The organism is Cognatiyoonia sp. IB215182 (genome assembly GCF_033963905.1).
In the GTDB taxonomy this organism is placed as follows: Bacteria; Pseudomonadota; Alphaproteobacteria; order Rhodobacterales; family Rhodobacteraceae; genus Yoonia.
In genome coordinates, this window is record NZ_JAXBMB010000001.1 from 510,142 (window position 1) to 527,068 (window position 16,927).

13 protein-coding genes are annotated in these 16,927 nt (G+C 59.5%); 6 read left to right on the plus strand and 7 right to left on the minus strand.

From position 1 onward, the window contains the following. Positions 1-5: 5 nt before the first annotated feature. Entirely contained in the window at positions 6-1,433 is a 1,428-nt protein-coding gene (locus SLH47_RS02630; protein ID WP_413785616.1) for a Do family serine endopeptidase, read from the plus strand. Between the two features lie 85 nt (positions 1,434-1,518). On the opposite strand, the gene SLH47_RS02635 is transcribed toward SLH47_RS02630, so the two are convergent. Both SLH47_RS02635 and SLH47_RS02640 read right to left on the minus strand, forming a co-directional pair. After that, on the minus strand, positions 1,519-3,615 hold the full coding sequence (locus SLH47_RS02635) for a TRAP transporter fused permease subunit (RefSeq protein WP_320237788.1): 2,097 nt from the start codon (positions 3,613-3,615) through the stop codon (positions 1,519-1,521). Between the two features lie 58 nt (positions 3,616-3,673). Next, positions 3,674-4,681 (minus strand): TAXI family TRAP transporter solute-binding subunit, encoded by a 1,008-nt coding sequence (locus SLH47_RS02640; RefSeq protein ID WP_320237789.1) that lies wholly within the window; start codon positions 4,679-4,681, stop codon positions 3,674-3,676. Positions 4,682-5,001: 320 nt separating this feature from the next. Between SLH47_RS02640 and SLH47_RS02645 the strand changes: the two genes are divergently transcribed. Then, a complete protein-coding gene (locus SLH47_RS02645; protein ID WP_320237790.1) occupies positions 5,002-5,325 on the plus strand; it encodes a 2Fe-2S iron-sulfur cluster-binding protein in 324 nt (107 codons plus the stop codon). Between the two features lie 92 nt (positions 5,326-5,417). After that, positions 5,418-6,170: a VCBS repeat-containing protein gene (locus SLH47_RS02650; RefSeq protein WP_320237791.1), complete on the plus strand. Its 753-nt coding sequence runs from the start codon at positions 5,418-5,420 to the stop codon at positions 6,168-6,170. Here SLH47_RS02650 and SLH47_RS02655 read toward each other — a convergent pair. After that, a complete protein-coding gene (locus tag SLH47_RS02655) occupies positions 6,163-6,924 on the minus strand; it encodes an adenosylcobinamide-GDP ribazoletransferase (RefSeq protein WP_320237792.1) in 762 nt (253 codons plus the stop codon). The genes SLH47_RS02650 and SLH47_RS02655 overlap by 8 nt on opposite strands. A 77-nt stretch (positions 6,925-7,001) precedes the next feature. Between SLH47_RS02655 and cobT the strand changes: the two genes are divergently transcribed. Then, positions 7,002-8,012: a nicotinate-nucleotide--dimethylbenzimidazole phosphoribosyltransferase gene (gene cobT, locus SLH47_RS02660; protein WP_320237793.1), complete on the plus strand. Its 1,011-nt coding sequence runs from the start codon at positions 7,002-7,004 to the stop codon at positions 8,010-8,012. Between the two features lie 27 nt (positions 8,013-8,039). Here the strand turns inward: cobT and SLH47_RS02665 are convergent, their stop codons facing one another. Further along, positions 8,040-9,917: a monovalent cation:proton antiporter-2 (CPA2) family protein gene (locus tag SLH47_RS02665; RefSeq protein ID WP_320237794.1), complete on the minus strand. Its 1,878-nt coding sequence runs from the start codon at positions 9,915-9,917 to the stop codon at positions 8,040-8,042. Positions 9,918-10,003: 86 nt separating this feature from the next. Between SLH47_RS02665 and SLH47_RS02670 the strand changes: the two genes are divergently transcribed. Continuing rightward, positions 10,004-10,792 carry a hypothetical protein gene (locus tag SLH47_RS02670; RefSeq protein WP_320237795.1) on the plus strand — a complete coding sequence of 263 codons (789 nt, stop codon included), beginning with the start codon at positions 10,004-10,006 and terminating at the stop codon, positions 10,790-10,792. On the opposite strand, the gene SLH47_RS02675 is transcribed toward SLH47_RS02670, so the two are convergent. After that, positions 10,789-11,247 carry an Lrp/AsnC family transcriptional regulator gene (locus tag SLH47_RS02675; protein ID WP_320237796.1) on the minus strand — a complete coding sequence of 153 codons (459 nt, stop codon included), beginning with the start codon at positions 11,245-11,247 and terminating at the stop codon, positions 10,789-10,791. The genes SLH47_RS02670 and SLH47_RS02675 overlap by 4 nt on opposite strands. 132 nt (positions 11,248-11,379) lie before the next feature. On the opposite strand from SLH47_RS02675, the gene hppD reads away from it, so the two are divergent. Beyond that, positions 11,380-12,474 (plus strand): 4-hydroxyphenylpyruvate dioxygenase, encoded by a 1,095-nt coding sequence (gene hppD, locus SLH47_RS02680; protein ID WP_320237797.1) that lies wholly within the window; start codon positions 11,380-11,382, stop codon positions 12,472-12,474. Here the strand turns inward: hppD and SLH47_RS02685 are convergent. Further along, on the minus strand, positions 12,471-15,434 hold the full coding sequence (locus tag SLH47_RS02685; RefSeq protein ID WP_320237798.1) for a hypothetical protein: 2,964 nt from the start codon (positions 15,432-15,434) through the stop codon (positions 12,471-12,473). The genes hppD and SLH47_RS02685 overlap by 4 nt on opposite strands. A gap of 109 nt (positions 15,435-15,543) precedes the next feature. Then, positions 15,544-16,836, minus strand: a complete 1,293-nt coding sequence (locus tag SLH47_RS02690) for an O-acetylhomoserine aminocarboxypropyltransferase/cysteine synthase family protein (protein ID WP_320237799.1) — start codon at positions 16,834-16,836, stop codon at positions 15,544-15,546. Positions 16,837-16,927: the final 91 nt, after the last annotated feature.

Here is a 16,927-nt window from a genome sequence, read left to right on the forward strand (position 1 = left end):
GCCGCATGCTGACCGCACTCTTCGCAGCGGGCGCGCTAGCCATGGCGTTAGTGCTGGCACAAGCCACAGCGTCAGAGGCGCAGAACCGTCCCGAAACCTTTGCCGACCTGGCGGAACAGATCAGCCCATCTGTGGTGAACATCACGACAAGCACCACAATTGCGGGCCGCACCGGTCCTCAAGGTCTGGTACCCGAAGGCTCCCCTTTTGAGGACTTCTTTAATGATCTTGACCCAGATGGTCGCAATGGTGCCCGCCGGTCCTCCGCGCTAGGGTCTGGCTTTGTCATTTCCGATGATGGCTACATCGTCACCAACAATCACGTGATTGAGGGGGCCGACGAAATCCTGATCGAGTTCTTCCCGGGCGGTGAGCCCGGTGTGCCCGCCGAACTGGTTGGGACGGACCCGAACACCGACATCGCGGTGCTGAAAGTCGACCTCGAAAACCTGCCTTATGTGGCCTTCGGTGATAGCAATGGACCGGGCAGCCGTGTGGGCGACTGGGTTATGGCGATGGGCAATCCGCTGGGCCAGGGCTTCTCGGTTTCTGCTGGTATCGTCTCAGCCCGCAACCGTGCGCTGTCGGGCACCTATGACGACTACATCCAGACTGACGCTGCGATCAACCGGGGCAACTCGGGCGGTCCATTGTTCAATATGGATGGCGAGGTCATCGGTGTGAACACTGCGATCCTCTCGCCCAATGGTGGCTCCATCGGTATCGGTTTTGCGATGTCGTCCGCAGTCGTGACGAACGTGGTTGATCAGCTGATCGAGTTCGGCGAAACGCGCCGCGGCTGGCTGGGCGTCCGCATTCAGGACGTCACTCCCGATATGGTTGATGCCATCGAGGGCCTTGATCTTGCGCGTGGTGCTTTGGTCACCGATGTCCCTGCTGGACCTGCTGAAAATGCAGGGATGCTGTCGGGCGATGTGATCCTGAATTTTGACGGGATCGAAATCGAGGATACGCGCGAATTGGTCCGTATCGTCGGCAACTCACCCGTTGGCAAAGAGGTGCCTGTATCCGTCCTGCGTGAGGGCGATATGGAGCAGTTGACGGTGGTGCTGGGCCGTCGCGAAACTTCCGAGGCTGTGGCTTTCCCAGCATCGACCGAGCCAGAAGAGGCAGAGCAGTCTGAAATCCTTGGCCTGACATTATCAGTGATTACGCCGGAATTGACCGATCAGTTTTCGCTGAACGTTGATGAAGGTCTTGTCATCACGGGCATCGACCCCGACTCGGAGGGCGCTTCCAAGGGTCTTTTGGAAGGTGATGTGATTACTGAGGCCGGCCAACAGGCTGTCGCGACGATTGCCGATCTGGAGACGCAGATTGAAGCGGCGTCCGATGCAGGGCGTAAATCGATCCTGCTTCTCGTCCGGCGCGGTGGTGATCCACGATTTGTGGCGCTGGTGCTCGAAGAGTAAACCCAAGCCTTATATCAAAGGAAAAGGCGGCTCACAGAGCCGCCTTTTTTTGTTGAAAACAGGCGAATGAGCTGTGCTATCTTAGTTATTCCGCTGCAGCCAATCTCGGCATTGATCGTGCGTTCCAGATCAGCAACCCGATCACAACGACAGCGCCAGCCGCTTGCACCCACAGCGGCGCGGGCCAGATGCAGGCCGCGCCTGCAATGGCTGCGACAAACCGTAAGGGCACAGCAATGGGCCGCTCCATGCAGCCTTGCAAAGCCCCCGCCAGCCCGTAGATGCCCACAACGCCGAACCCGAAGATCATCAGCATCGTCGGCCAGTCGCCCGATAGAAACGGGGTGTAGGCCATCAGAAGAGGAACGATGTAAAGGCCTTTCGCAAGCTTCCAGCTGGCAAACCCTGTCGCCATGGCCGGGGCTTTGGCGATTGCGGCGGCGGTAAAGGCCGCAAGAGCAACTGGGGGCGTGACGTTGCTGTCCTGGCTGAGCCAGAAGATGATCATATGCGCTGACAGAAGAGCGGCCACTGCGACTTCTTGCGGAACCACGAGATCGCGCAGGGGGGCAGCAACCTCCAAGGGCAGCGCTTTGATGATGGCACCGGCCTCTTCTAACGTCAGCTGCCCAGCCAGAACCGTGGGGTCAGCCACGCCAAGCATCAGGATCGTCTGACCCGCATCGCCCAATGTGCCCGCCGCCAGCGCCTCAATGACGAACCGGTCCGAGATCATGCCCGCCAGGGCGGGTGCGGAGAGCGTCGCCAGCACGATATAGGCCGCTGTCACCGGCAGGCCCATGCCCAGCACGAGGCTCGCAACGGCGACCATGACGATGGCGGCGAGCAAGTTGCCATTGGCCCAGTCCGCAATCATCAGGCTGAATGTATTCCCGATCCCGGCCGTGGCGATCACGTTCACCACAAGGCCAACGGCGCAAAGCAGCACGGCGGTCATGATCATACCCTTCGTGCCCATCACCAGCGCCTCGAACACGGCACGCGGTCCCATCGGGTTCTGCGTCAGCCAGCTTGAGGCGATGACCGCAAGGATGCCGAACACAGCAGCATAGGCCGGTGTGAAACCGGCCACCAGCATGCCAATCAACCCCGCAATCGGGATCACAAAACTTGCGCCGCCCTTCTTGAAGGCTGACCAAACGGTTTCCCCATCGTTGTCCATCGGTTGTAGGCCGAGGCGCCGCGCCTCAATGCGCACAAAGAAGGTGACAGACAGGAAATAGAGTAGGGCTGGGAGGGCCGCGACGGCGACGATGGTCTCGTATGGGATCTGCGTGAAGCTGGCCATCACAAAGGCACCCGCGCCCATGATCGGCGGCATCAGCTGGCCGCCGGTGGAGGATGCGGCTTCGACCCCGCCTGCGAATTTCGGAGGAAAACCGGCCTTCTTCATCAGCGGGATCGTAATCACGCCGGTCGAGGCGGTGTTGGCCACAGCAGAGCCGGAAATCGTGCCTGTGAGGCCGGAGGCGATGACCGCGACAATGCCCGGCCCTCCAACCAGACGGCCCGCGATAGCGCGCGCGATGTTTATGACGAAATCCCCGGCGCCAGAGCGCAAAAGGAAGGCCCCGAAAATGATAAAGAGAAAGACAAAGGTCGATGAAATCCGGGCAATCGTGCCGAACATCGCGTCGTCACCAAAGATCGATCGAAACGCGATACTTTCCCAACTGAGGCCCGGAAAGGAAAACACCCCGCCAATCATGCTGCCCCACCAGCCGACGTAAGACAGCGCGATGATGATCAGTGACGGGATGACCCAACCGGTCAGCCGACGCGTCAGCTCAATTGCCCCAATGACGCAAATGACCGACGCGATCCAATCGAGCGTCGAAAACTTCACGCCCCGGTCGTAGATCCCCTGTTCGGCATAGGGCAGGTAAATGGCAGAGATCGCGACGCAGATGCCGAGCGCCAGATCAAAGGCGAGCATGCCCTTGCTGCGCGTCTGCCCCTTGATCAGTGGGTGCAGGACCGCCGCAAGAAACGCGAAGCCCGCAAAGTGATAGGCGTTGCGCTGAAACTCGGAGATGATCGGATCAAAGGCGACATAGATATGGCCAACGGCGATCAGGAAACACAAAACCGTCAAGGCGGTATTGGGCCAGCCGGTAAAGGCGCGCAGAACGGCGGCCTCGGCCTTGGGTTCGTCAGACATATCCTGTCCCCTTAACGTGCAAACGGCCCGCATGGATCACATGCGGGCCGCAAGAGGATTACTCAGCGATCAGACGCTCAGGAATGTCGATCCCCTGTTCCTGGTAATACCGGGCCGCACCGGGATGCAGCGGTACCGGCAGACCTGCAATGGCCTGTTCCAGCGCCATGGCCTTGGTTGCCGGATGTATCGCCTGTAGGAATGGCAGGTTTTCATAGATCGTCTTGGTGATTTGGTACACGTTTTCTTCCGGCAAATCCGCATGGGTGGCGAGGAAGTTCGGCTGCGCAATTGTGTTAATATCCGCATCCTGACCGGGATACGTGCCGGCGGGGATCACGTAGCGCGTCCAGAGTTCACGCCCGCCATCAGCTTGCGCCAGTTGCTCATCCGTGAATTCCAGGAATTTCACGCCGTCACCCGCAGCCGCCATCAACTGGCTCACAGCACCGGTGGGTACACCGGCAGGCGTGCTGATGCCCTTGACCTGACCGTTTTGCAGCGCCTCGGCAGAGGGGCCATAACCGGCGAAGACCAGTTCATAATCCTCGTCGATATTCACGCCGAAACCAGCCATCACCGTGCGGTTCGACCCGATGGTGCCGGAGTTCTGACGGCCAAGTGCCATCGCCTCACCCGTCAGGGCGGTCATATCCTCAATCGTGCCAGTGGCAGCAACGTCAGACGAGACCACGAATTGCTCAACATTGGGCCACAGCATAGTGACCGAACGCAGATGTGCCTGGGGCCCGGATTCTTCAACAGGGCCAGTGCCGGTGGCGGCGTAATACCCAAAGAGACCTTGCAGAATACCAAACTGCGCCTCACCTTCGCGGATCAGGCGCACGTTTTCACCAGAACCGGCAGAGCTGATTGCCGACATCCCGATTTTCATACCGGGTTCCAGCTTGACCTTGACCAATGTGGAAAGCGCCACCCCAACAGGATAATAGGTACCGCCTGTCGAAGCCGTGGCGAGGATGTAGCTTGCCTCTTCCACGTCGGCCTTGGCCATCGGGGCTGCAAGGACCAGGGTCGCCGCAACTGCGGCTTTGACAAAGTTCATAACGTCTCCTCCCAAGAGTTTGTTGTGCCGGTCGAACCGGAGAATAGCGTGAAAGATGCAATACTGAACACCGGTGACAAGGGGCAACCGTCCAAATCTGCACAATCTGATAGTTTACAACGAGTTCCCCGCGTTGCCTGCACGTTTGCGACGCAGTTTGTGTGGATTCCCACACAGATTCCGGTGCGGCGAACGCATTTGGGTGACAAAGGCATCAGACACTTGCTTTTGTGACCTGATGGTCTTGCATTTGCACTGGTCCCTTGATCTGCCATGCACTAGGTAATCCCAGCAGATTTGACGATTAAGGGACAACAGGCATGGCCAAGATAACCTATGTGGAACATGGCGGCAAAGAACATGTGGTCGACGTGGCCAATGGGCTGACCGTTATGGAAGGTGCGCGTGACAACGGTATTCCGGGGATTGAGGCCGATTGCGGCGGTGCCTGTGCTTGTTCTACCTGTCATGTCTACGTGGATGACGCGTGGGTCGACAAGCTCCCTGCGAAAGATCCGATGGAAGAAGACATGCTGGATTTCGCCTATGAGCCCGATGCCGTGAAGTCCCGCCTGACCTGCCAGTTGAAGGTCACGGACGCACTGGACGGGCTGCGCGTGCAAATACCGGAAAAACAGATCTGATGCGGTATTGGTGGGCTACTTTGCTCTGGCTCTTGCCAGCTGTAGCATCGGCCTGTCTTGGCCCTCCACTACATACTCAATCAGCATTCAGCTTGAGTAGCTACACTAGCTTACCAAGCTGCATTTTGCTGAAAGGTTGCTGGGAAATCGAAGGTATCAACGCAGCATGGTATGAACTGCCAACTGAGCGGTATCAACATGGTGTTCTTGGCGATGCGATTGAAGGGACAAAGCTGAACACTTACGCGGTTCCAACCGCTGATCATATCTTCACCAACTCCTGCGGCGAGAAGTCGGTTACACTCGACGATGACCATGTGTTCGAGGACACCAAGCCGCGTTTGGTCGACTTGAATGGCGATGGGAAGCTTGAGGTGATTGTTGTACGCTCTCACCATGATCGAGGTGCGCAGCTTGCTATCTATGCCGATCATCCAGATGAACGCAATTTGGTTCTCGTCGCTGCCACACCTTACATCGGGACGCGCAACCGCTGGCTGGCCCCAATCGGAGCTGCCGACCTTGACGGGGACGGGTTTATTGAGATCGCCTATATCGACCGCCCGCATCTGGCCAAAACACTGCGTGTCTGGCGCTACAAGGATGGAGATTTCAGTGAGATTGCCGCAGCTTCGGGCCTCAGCAACCATCGGATCGGCGAAGATTTCATCAGCGGTGGCATCCGCGACTGCGGGCAGGGGCCCGAGATGATCACGGCCAGCGCAAACTGGACCCGTGTCATGGCCACCCGATTGGAGAATGGGTCGCTTCGGGCGCAGGATATCGGGCCACTTGCGGGTCGTGACAGCTTTACACAGGCGCTTGCCTGTCAAGCCGTCAGGTAATCATTGTCACAAGTGCGATGAGCGTCACGGTTTCCGTGACTTGCTGTGTCGCGCCAAGAATGTCCCCCGTCTGACCACCAATCTTGGCTGACGCAATCCAACCGCAGGCAAGAGTTACAAGTGCGGCAAACAAGACGAGCAGTAGGTAGCCGGTCAGCACTGCCACGCCGATGCCAATTGCAATCGCAAGCCATGTGGTATTGGTTGGCGGTCGCCCCACGCTCTTGCCAAGGCCGGAATTGCGTGCGGGTAAGAGCGTTGCCATAAGCAATACCATGGCACATCGGCTCAGCGCACCAACGGCGATCAGGGCCACCCAGTAAGCGCCCATCGCAACAATGGTGCTCAGCGCCAACCAGCGCAGCAGCAAAGACAGGCCAATCGCACAGACGCCATAAACCCCGATATGGCTGTCCTTCATGATGGCCAGCCGCCGCGCCTTGTCCCACCCACCCCAGAGACCATCTGCACTGTCGGCCAAACCATCCTCGTGCATAGCACCCGTCAGGACAACGGAAAGTGCCAGGATCAAGCCCGCCACAATGCCCGATGGCAGCCCAACAGCGACCAACAACGCAGCAGCAATGGCGCAGATCACGCCAAGGATCGCCCCAACCAGGGGATAGGCCCAGGCCGATGCGGCACCGCGCGCAACCGCTCTTTCACCGTCAACACTAATCGGCAAACGGGTCAAAAGACCTAATGCAGTCAACAGATCAATCCGATCCACCAAAGGGGTGTCGTGTTTGTACAAGGGGTTGTCCTTCGCGGGTCTTTTCATCCCGGATGTGATCGTTAAACAGGTGCGACGATTGATGGAATGAGACCCTGATGCAAGCACCATTTTCGACCCTCGCCGCTTTTCGAGACCTTTTGGCCAACGCGCCCAAGCCTGATGCGGCAGCGATCGCTGGTGCGGAAGAACGGAACGGTCAATTGACCAAACCACCCGGCGCGCTGGGCCGTCTGGAGGATCTGGCGATCTGGTATGCGGGCTGGCGCGGGACGCTCCGCCCGGACATCAAAGCGCCCCAAGTCGTGGTATTTGCGGGCAATCACGGCGTCTGTGCGCAAGGTGTATCGGCCTTTCCGCCGGAGGTGACCGTGCAGATGGTCGCCAATTTCGAACATGGCGGTGCGGCGATCAATCAGCTCTCGAAAGCCTTCGGCGCGGAGATGAACGTGCACGCCTTGTCATTAGATGTGCCTACCGCCGATTTCACCGAGCAGCCTGCGATGACAGAGGATGAGTTCATTGCTGCCCTGCAGACCGGCTGGAAAGCAGTCGATCCGGCGGCGGATCTTTTGGTCACCGGCGAGATGGGGATCGGGAATACAACGGCTGCAGCGGCCGTTGCCGCATGTGTTCTGGGCGGCGATGCTGCGTCTTGGACCGGGCGCGGAACGGGTGTGGACGACGCGGGCCTTGCACGCAAAACCGATGTGGTGGCGCAAGGCCTCGCTTTGCACGCCACTGATGATCCGCTTGAGGCGCTGCGCTGTCTTGGCGGGCGCGAATTGGCGGCGATGGCGGGTGCGATTGCGGCGGCACGGCAGCATCGCATCCCCGTCATCCTCGACGGTTTCATTTGCTGCGCGGCGGCGTCCGCGCTTGCGAAGGCGGCTGATGGTGCACTGGATCACTGTGTGGCCGGACATCTAAGCGCGGAGGGGGCGCATCGCAAATTGCTGGAGGCGCTTGGCAAAGAACCGCTTTTGAACCTTGGGCTTCGGCTTGGAGAAGGGTCCGGTGCCGCGCTTGCCATTGGCATCCTGAAAGGTGCCATTGCTTGCCACTCAGGCATGGCAACGTTTGCCGAAGCAGGCGTGAGCGACGGCTAGGGCCGCCAATTTTCTCAAAAATCCTGGCTACGCGATGTCTTTGCGTTCCGCGGCTTGCTGGCGAGTCGCAAATTCGGTCTCAAGATCGTTGTTTAACTCGTTCGCACGTTTGACATATTCGGGAATGTCGGACACCGGTACACCCGGCTGCCAAAGCTGCGCCAATTCGCGCAATGCATGGCGGTCGTGCTGATAGAACGCTTGCTCGATCTCGGCGGCCTCGAACTCGCTGAGCCCTAGGTTTTCGAGCGCATAGCGCCCGGCGCGCAGCGAGCTGTCAAACATCTCGCGCACGATGTCATTAGCGCCCGCATCATAAAGTTCATAGACATGAACTCGGTCGCGTGCGCGAGCGATGATGTGCAGATCGGGGCGGGCCTTGCGGGCATAAGCCACGAGTTTGTTGGCAGAGGCTTTGTCATCGATCGCCACGACAAGTACCGCCGCATCCTGCAATCCCGCCGCATTCAATAGGTCTGGCCGCGTCGGATCACCGAAATAGCCGCGAAACCCGAATTTCCGCATCATCTGCACCGTGCCCAGGTTGCTGTCGACCACTACGGTCTTGAAACCGGCACTTTGCACAAGACGGTTCACGATCTGCCCGAACCGCCCGATGCCTGCGATAATCACGGCACCTGTTTCCTCCACCTCGTCATGTTCGTGATCCTCGGCCTCCGCGCCCTGCCGGCTGAGCCATTCATAGGCGATGAACAAAAGCGGCGTGATCAGCATCGACAGCGCGATGACAAGCAAAAGCTGTCCCGCCAGCGCGCCCGTCAGAACGCCCTGCTGCCTTGAAAACGCAATCAGCACGAAACCGAACTCCCCCGCCTGCGCGAGGCCGAGGGTAAAAAGCCACCGATCCTTGCCGGTGATCTTGAAGAGGTTTGCGATGCCAAAAAGGATCACCCATTTGATCAGCATCACCGCGAAGGTCAGGCCAAGAATGTAGACCGGGTCGTTGAAGAACAGATCAAAGTTGATGCCTGCGCCAACGGTAATGAAGAACAGCCCTAAAAGCAGGCCCTTGAATGGCGCAAGGTCGCTTTCCAGCTCGTGCCGGAACTCTGAATTGGCGAGCACCACACCCGCCAGAAACGCGCCCAAGGCGGGCGAGAGGCCGACGAGGGTCATCAATACGGCGGTGGCCACGACCATCAGGAGCGCGAGGGCGGTATACATCTCGCGCAGTCGCGCATGGTGGATGTAGCGGAAAACGGGGCGCGTCAGATAGATACCCGCCAGGATCACCACAGCAACAGCGCCAACGGTGACAAGCGTCACCCCCCAGCCAGGCAGCCCTTCGACAAGGCTGAGCGTCGCGTGGCTGTCATGGTGATCGTCAGCGGCGCGATGGACCGACCCGTTCTCGGTCAGCGTCATCATGGTCGGGACCGCCAGCAAGGGCAGGGCGGCCAGCATCGGGATCACGGCGATGTCCTGCGTCAGCAGAACCGAGAATGTCGAGCGTCCGCCATTGGTGCTCATCAGCCCTTTTTCTGTGAGCGTTTGCAGCACGATTGCGGTCGAGGACAAGGCAAAGATCATTCCGATCGCAAGTGCTGTCGTCCAGTCATAGCCCAATGCCATCGCTCCGATCATCACGGCGGCCATAGTCAGGCTGATCTGCAAACCACCCAGACCGATTAACTTTTGCCGCATCGCCCAAAGCGCGCGGGGATCAAGCTCCAGCCCAATCAGGAACAGCATCATGACGACTCCGAATTCTGCAAAATGCTGCAGATCCTGCGTTTCAGACCCGACCAAGCCGGTCAAAGGCCCGATCACAATGCCCGCGAGAAGGTAGCCCAGCACCGAGCCAAAGCCCAGGCGCGCTGCCAAGGGTACGGCAATCACCGCCGCGCCAAGATAGATTGTGGCCTGAAACAAAAAGGATTCCATGGCTCAGGTATCGCAAGGGAACCTCAAACGCGCAACGCGGCAGTTTGCGGATGGTACGACTGCCGGACCCGGCATAGGTTGCGCCCATGAGCACACCCGACCACCGCGCGGCTTTGCGGCGCTTGCTGATTGCGCAGGTCCCGGCGGATTTCGCCGATTGGTTGGATTTCGTCGCGATTGGCGCGCTGCTGGCCTTTGTCTGGACGGTGCCGCCTTATGTCTTCGCCATTCTGGCGGTGAGCATGGGGCTGCCTTACCTGCTGATCGGGCCATTTGCCGGTGTCTGGGTTGATCGCAGCAACCTGAACCGAGTCCTGCTCCTCAGCAATCTGGGGCGTGCAATCTGTACCGCAGCGCTGTTTCTCGCGCCGCATTGGCCGGTTCTGATGGTGCTGATCGCGCCATTGACACGTGACCTTGGCTTCTCCGAGACCGCTTTAGGCCTTTCGCTGGCCGCCGTCGGCGCGGGGAGCGTGCTTGGCGCATGGGCGTTGGGCGAGACAAAGTATCCATTTCGCTGGATTGCCGCCGGTGCTGGAATTGCCAGCCTTCTCACCATCGCATTGGGCGCGGCAGAGGTTTGGGGCATGCCGATCACGCTGCCGGTCTATTTGTGCCTGTTCTTCGGTCTTGGCGTTGCCTCGGCGATCAATCTCGTCCCGTTCCGCACGCTCATCCAGACCCATACAGCGCCGGATCGGATCGGGCGTGTTACGGCATTAAGCGAAGCGATCAATACAATTGCACTTCTGACGGCACCGTTTTTGGGCGCAGCCATTGCCGCCGCCACATCCTTTGGCATGGCGTTCATCTGTGGCGGCGCGTTGATGATTGTGGTGGCGTTGCGCGCCTTCACCTTGCAGGCAGAGCACTAAACGGGCAGGGGCGCGTCGGTTTTCACCCGCTCCATCACAATCTGGCTTTGCACACGGCTAACCGCCGGATGGGGCAGCAGGACCTGCTGCACCAGATCATTCAGCGCCGCAAGGTCGCGGCAATAGACGCGCAACAGGTAATCGGCCTCGCCCGTCAGCGTCCAGGCGCCCACAATCTCGGCTCGCGTTTGCGTAAGTCGCACAAAGTCGCGGGCGTTCTGTTCGGTATGTGTGGCCATCACGATCTGAATGAAGGCCTCAACCGACAGCCCCACTTTCTCGGGCATGAGGCGGGCGCGATATCCGGCGATGTAGCCCTCGGCCTCAAGCCGTTGACGTCGCCGTCCGGCCTGCGAGGCTGACATGTTTAGCGCCTCACCCAGTTCCTGAGCGGTACGGGTGGAATCACGCTGAAGTGCGGCGAGAAGTTTCAGATCGGCTTCATCAAGGTTCATGCGGATTTCTGGCGCTATTGATATTTGTCACGCGGGTTTCTCGCATGAATTGATGGATCAATCCACTAGAATGCGCACCTTGGACAGAGCCCATGCGATACAGTCAAGCAACCGCGAACAGGAGGATGACCCATGGGACCTTTCCCACATGACGCACCCAAATCCACGATCACTCCGGATAATCCCGCCGGGACAGATGGCTTCGAATTTGTCGAATTCGCCCATCCCGAACCTCAGACCCTGCGCGATCTGTTCGCGAAGATGGGCTATACCCACACCGCCACGCACAAATCGAAAGATATCGAGCTTTGGCAGCAGGGCGATATCACCTACATCATCAATAACGAGCCGGGCAGCCACGCGCGCAGCTTTGTGGAAGAGCACGGGCCCTGCGCGCCTTCGATGGGGTGGCGGGTCGTTGATGCGCAGCAGGCTTTCGATCATGCGGTCAAGAACGGTGCCACCCCATATGAAGGTGTTGGCAAAACCATGGACGTGCTGGCCATCGTCGGCATTGGTGGTAGCCTGATCTATTTCATTGATCAGTATTACGAGGCGAACCCTTACAACGCAGAGTTCGACTGGGTTTCAGACGCGCATCCAACCGGGGTCGGCTTCTACTACCTCGATCACCTGACCCACAATGTTCACAAGGGGAACATGGATGTCTGGTTCAAGTTCTACGGTGACTTGTTCAATTTCAAGGAAATTCGGTTCTTTGATATCGAGGGTAAGTATACCGGGCTCCTGTCTCGTGCGCTGACCTCACCCTGCGGGCGTATCCGCATCCCGATCAACGAAGACCGGGGTGAGACCGGGCAAATTGTCGAATACCTCAAGCGGTACAAGGGTGAAGGCATCCAGCATATCGCTGTTGGAGCGCATGATCTTTACGATGCGACCGATGAGATCGCAGAACGCGGCATCAAGTTCATGCCCAAACCGCCCAGCAGCTATTATGATCTGAGTCACGACCGAGTGCAGGGCCACGACGAACCGCGCGACCGGATGGAAAAGCACGGCATCCTCATCGACGGCGAAGGCGTGGTGGATGGCGGCGAAACCCGCATCTTGCTACAGATTTTCAGCAAGACTGTAATTGGGCCGATCTTCTTTGAGTTCATCCAGCGCAAGGGCGATGACGGCTTTGGTGAAGGCAATTTCAAAGCGCTTTTCGAAAGCATTGAGGCCGACCAGATCGCCCGCGGTGTGCTTGAGGCGAGCTAGCCCGAAGGTAATTCCAGCGCGTAGGTGCGCCCGCGCTTGACATAGTTGAGCGCGGATTCACCGATGGCGGTGACCTGGCCGCCATCAAGCGCGCTGCCGACCTCCACCCTTACATAGCGCCCATTGCTCAGCCGGACGAGCGCGCGGCGGGCATTGGGGCGGCCATAGACACCGATCAGGTTCATCTCGCGCAGGCGGATCACGTCATCCTGCGTCGCGGCACGGGCCACACCGCCAGGAACAGGTGCATAGTTCTGTGGGGCGACGGGGGCGGCGGTCTGGACTGGGGCGGCGGCAGCCGGTGCGGCAGTGCTTTGCTGGCGCTCGATTTGGGCGCGGGCTGCGGCAACCACCTGGCTGAAGTTGTTTGGGCGTTCCGTTGGGCGCAGCGAGGCGGCGACCGCTTGGGATGTCGCGTTCACGATAGCATTGGCGGCGGCTTCGGTCTCTTCAGCCTCAATTCCCGCTATGATGGCAGTGATGTCTGGCGTGCCCGGATCGGCAGGGCGTGCCGTTGAGGCAAGGTCTGATGGGCGCAGTTCCGGACGTGCGGCAGCGAGGGATGGATCATCGGCGCTGCTGTCATCGGTCAAGGTCGAAAGCGCGACGCCACCTGGTGTCGGCGGTTCTTCAGCTGCCGCTACTTCTGAGTCTTGCTCATTTGGGGCGGCGTCCTCATCAACAGGCAGTGCGGCATCAGCGGGACGCAGCGGCGGCACGATATCTGGACGTCCGGCGATGATCACGACGTCTTCTGGTGCGGGTGCGAGAAGCGCCATGCGCTCAAGGTCAGCAGCGCTCAGCGTCGGGCGCAATTGTATCGCGATGTCAGGCGCACCGGCAAAAACGATAGCGCCTTCAGGCGTGACGGCGCCTTCCGGCGTAGCCAGCACAAAGCCATTATCGTCAAGCGCAAATGTGGCTTCTGGCGGCGGCGGATCGGCGGGTGCTAGAAAGCTAAGATCGGTCGCAAGGTCGTCGGTCAACGGCGCTTCGGGCCGTGCCAAACGCTCTGGCACTGTCTCGGATGTTGGAACGATCATGCCCACGGTTGATGTTGTCCCGGGCACATCGACAAAACGGGGTGCGCGCTGCCAAACGCCTGTGGCGGCGTAGACACGCGCCGCGTCCGCAGGGCTCAGCACACGACCGCGCAGGATGGGTGCACCTACGGTAGCTGTGGCCTGCTCTTCGGCCGGCGGGGCCGGTGCGGGCTCAACGGCGGGCAGTGTCGGATCAGGCATTGCGGCACTGGCCAAGGGCTGCGGTGCGTCACCCAGAGATGGCGCGACCTCAATCGCAGGCGATCCCGGATTGTTTACTGCGTCGTCGGCAGGTGCGGTCAGCGTGGCGATGTCAAGCTGTGGCTGCGCTGGCGCGGGCCCGACCAATTCCATATCGGTGGCCGCAGGAGGTGTCGCGGTGGCTTCCTGCAAAGCCTCTTCGACAGCGACTGCCGTCGGTTCTTCCGTTGTTCCTGTGCTTTCGGAGTCGCGCAAAACGGCCCATGCGATGACGCCAACAACGACCAAGCTTGCGGCAATCGCGCCAGCGATCAGGCTGGGTCTGCGATTGGTATTGGCCGCCTGGGGGGTCGGTACAGGCCGTGGCCGTGGCGGTGGTGCGGGGATCTTGGTGGCCGCCACTTGTGTGGGCGGCGCGAGGGCGATCAGGCGGCTACGCTGTCGCCGTGATTTCTGCAGTTTCGGCTTATGGTATTCGGCAATGACCGCGTCCAGCAGCCGGGGGACATGCAGTGTCAGATCATCTGGGATCGATACGCGGAGCGGCACAGGCAGTGGCTCCGCGATCTCTTTTGCAGGGGCAGCGGCTTCCGGCACTGGCAAGGCGGCCTCGGTAATGATCATATCGACCATCAAAGGCGCTGGCTGTGCCATTTCTTCAGAAACTGTCACATCATCCTGAGGCGCGTCGGGCGTTGGATCAGGCACAACATGGGGTTCTGTCGCGACGGGTGCTGGCTCATCAGCCTCTGGCGCCTTCGCCTCTGCTTGCTCAGGAGGTGCGACATCAACTGGCAAAGGGAGTTCGGGCTGTGTGGTGTCTTCGTTAGGCTTTGGGGCCACTTCGTCTGAGCCCAGACTATTTTCATAATTCGGCTCGTCACCGGCAAATGGTGCCAGGGTTGCCGCCAGATCAAAACCTTGTGGCGCTGTCTCTTTTTCCGCCACGGCGGGTGTTTCGTCGGGCTTTGGTGTCTCGTCTTGGCTCGGCGCGTCATCCGCAAAAGGTGCGAGGGCCGCGGCCAGATCGAAGCCCTGGGATGGCGGTTCATCCGGCTCCGGTTCTTTGGGTGTGTCAGATGGTTTTGGCTCGGGCAGTGCCTCGCTCAAATCCAGCGTATCATCGGCTGGGGGTATGGCATCCTCAGGCAGATCGAACACGAGCAGCCGTGATTTGATACGCGTGCCCACGACCATAACGGGCAGCGGATCACGCTCAACCTCGCCATCCCATCCCAGAAAGTCCCGCATCATGGATGTGGGGCCAAAGAACACTTCTTTCTGGAACGTAAAGGGTTCGGGCACAGCGACAAAGGACACCGGCCTGAAGCCATGCGCATGTGCGAAGGTTTCCGCCTCGATCAGCGTTTCGCGGGCAACAGCGGCGATATGGGTGCGCCCGCCAAAGCGTTCGCAGTCGATCACCAACTCGTTCAGGCTATAAGGCGTCACACCGTCGAGCTCGGCCCGGATGTCTTCATCCGTCGTTTGCGTGCTGTCGATGGCGACATATTTGATCTGGTCAAGCGGGATGATCAGTTTGGTGCAAAACCCATCCGGGGCGAGTGCCTCCGCCTTCGCGCGCAAATCCGCAAGGACGGCATCAAGATTTTCGTCTTCGACATCGGCCCGACCGACACGCTTCCAGCCATGCTGCACACGTTGCAGCAGTTCTATTCCTTCAAATGACAGCGATAGCGCGAAATTCGGGGTCATCGAACGCATCTAGCATGTTGGTTGTTATGGCAAAACGCGTTTTGCCGCCGCGTGCGAAGCCTACAGCAGAAACCCGCCCACGCCAAGGGCAGGGGCGGGTTCCGTCAGATCAAGCCGTTGCCTTGGTTAATGCCTGGTCCAAATCGGCGATCAGGTCATCGGCATCTTCGATCCCGATGGACAGGCGGACGATGCCTGGTCCGGCACCCGCGGCCTCTTGCTGTTCAGCCGTCAATTGCCGGTGGGTGGTGCTTGCCGAATGGATGATCAGGCTGCGCGCGTCACCGAGATTTGCTACATGGCTGAAGATCTCAAGGCTGTCGACCAGCTTGACACAAGCCTCGTATCCGCCCTTGACGGCCACGGTGAAAAGCGCGCCCGCGCCACGTGGACAAATCTTTGGCACAAGCTTGGAATAGGGCGAGCTGGGCAGACCCGCATAGGTCACGTAGTCGGTGCGTGGATCATCCTCCAGCCATTTTGCGACCTTCATCGCGTTCTCGACATGCCGTTCCATCCGCAATGACAGGGTCTCAATCCCCATCAGCGTGTAATGGGCGGCCTGAGGATTCATCGTCATGCCCAGATCGCGCAATCCGATGGCGATGCCGTGGAACGTGAAGGCGAGCGGGCCGAAGGTCTCGGCAAATTTTAGGCCGTGGTAGGCGGGTTCCGGTTCGCTGAGCGAGGGGAACTTGTCATTGGCAGCCCAGTCGAACTTGCCGCTGTCGACAACGCATCCGCCCGTAACCGTGCCATTGCCCGTCAAGTACTTGGTTGTGGAATGCACAACCAGCGTCGCGCCATGCTCGATGGGGCGGCAGAGGTAAGGCGTGGCTGATGTGTTATCCACGATCAGCGGGATGCCTGTGCCGTCGGCGATTGCGGCTATGGCATCAAGATCGGTGATGTGCCCGCCAGGATTGGCAATCGCCTCGCAAAAGACCGCGCGCGTGTCGTCATCGATGGCTGCCTTTACAGCGTCATGATCATCAAAATCCACAAATGTCGCGGACCAGCCAAACCGCTTGATTGTTTGGCTGAACTGGGTGACGGTCCCGCCATAGAGCCTGCTTGACGCGACGATATTGCGTCCGGGCTGCATCAGTGGAAAGAGCGCCATGATCTGCGCGGCGTGGCCCGAAGAACAGCAGACGCCACCAACACCACCTTCGAGCGTCGCAATGCGTTCCTGCAATGCGGCAACAGTCGGGTTGGTCAGGCGCGAATAGATGTAGCCGACTTCCTGCAGGTTAAACAAAGCGGCCGCATGCTCTGCGTCACGGAATACATACGCGGTCGTCTGATAAATCGGCACCTGCCGTGCGCCCGTCGCCGGGTCGGGCCGGGCGCCAGCATGTATCTGCAGCGTATCAAAGCCGTAGCTTGGATTGTCGGACATCGTCATCTCTCCCTAAGGTCTTTCCGCCATACGTGTAGGCGCAAAGCAGGGCACACTCAACGGCCCGGTGTGGCAAAGAACAATTCCCTTA

Excerpts from the sequence above, each read along its gene's own strand:
- SLH47_RS02630 (WP_413785616.1), top strand. The coding sequence starts at position 6 with ATGCTGACCGCACTCTTCGCAGCGGGCGCGCTAGCCATGGCGTTAGTG.
- SLH47_RS02635 (WP_320237788.1), bottom strand. The coding sequence starts at position 3,615 with ATGTCTGACGAACCCAAGGCCGAGGCCGCCGTTCTGCGCGCCTTTACC.
- SLH47_RS02640 (WP_320237789.1), bottom strand. The coding sequence starts at position 4,681 with ATGAACTTTGTCAAAGCCGCAGTTGCGGCGACCCTGGTCCTTGCAGCC.
- SLH47_RS02645 (WP_320237790.1), top strand. The coding sequence starts at position 5,002 with ATGGCCAAGATAACCTATGTGGAACATGGCGGCAAAGAACATGTGGTC.
- cobT (WP_320237793.1), top strand. The coding sequence starts at position 7,002 with ATGCAAGCACCATTTTCGACCCTCGCCGCTTTTCGAGACCTTTTGGCC.
- SLH47_RS02665 (WP_320237794.1), bottom strand. The coding sequence starts at position 9,917 with ATGGAATCCTTTTTGTTTCAGGCCACAATCTATCTTGGCGCGGCGGTG.
- SLH47_RS02670 (WP_320237795.1), top strand. The coding sequence starts at position 10,004 with ATGAGCACACCCGACCACCGCGCGGCTTTGCGGCGCTTGCTGATTGCG.
- SLH47_RS02675 (WP_320237796.1), bottom strand. The coding sequence starts at position 11,247 with ATGAACCTTGATGAAGCCGATCTGAAACTTCTCGCCGCACTTCAGCGT.
- hppD (WP_320237797.1), top strand. The coding sequence starts at position 11,380 with ATGGGACCTTTCCCACATGACGCACCCAAATCCACGATCACTCCGGAT.
- SLH47_RS02685 (WP_320237798.1), bottom strand. The coding sequence starts at position 15,434 with ATGACCCCGAATTTCGCGCTATCGCTGTCATTTGAAGGAATAGAACTG.
- SLH47_RS02690 (WP_320237799.1), bottom strand. The coding sequence starts at position 16,836 with ATGTCCGACAATCCAAGCTACGGCTTTGATACGCTGCAGATACATGCT.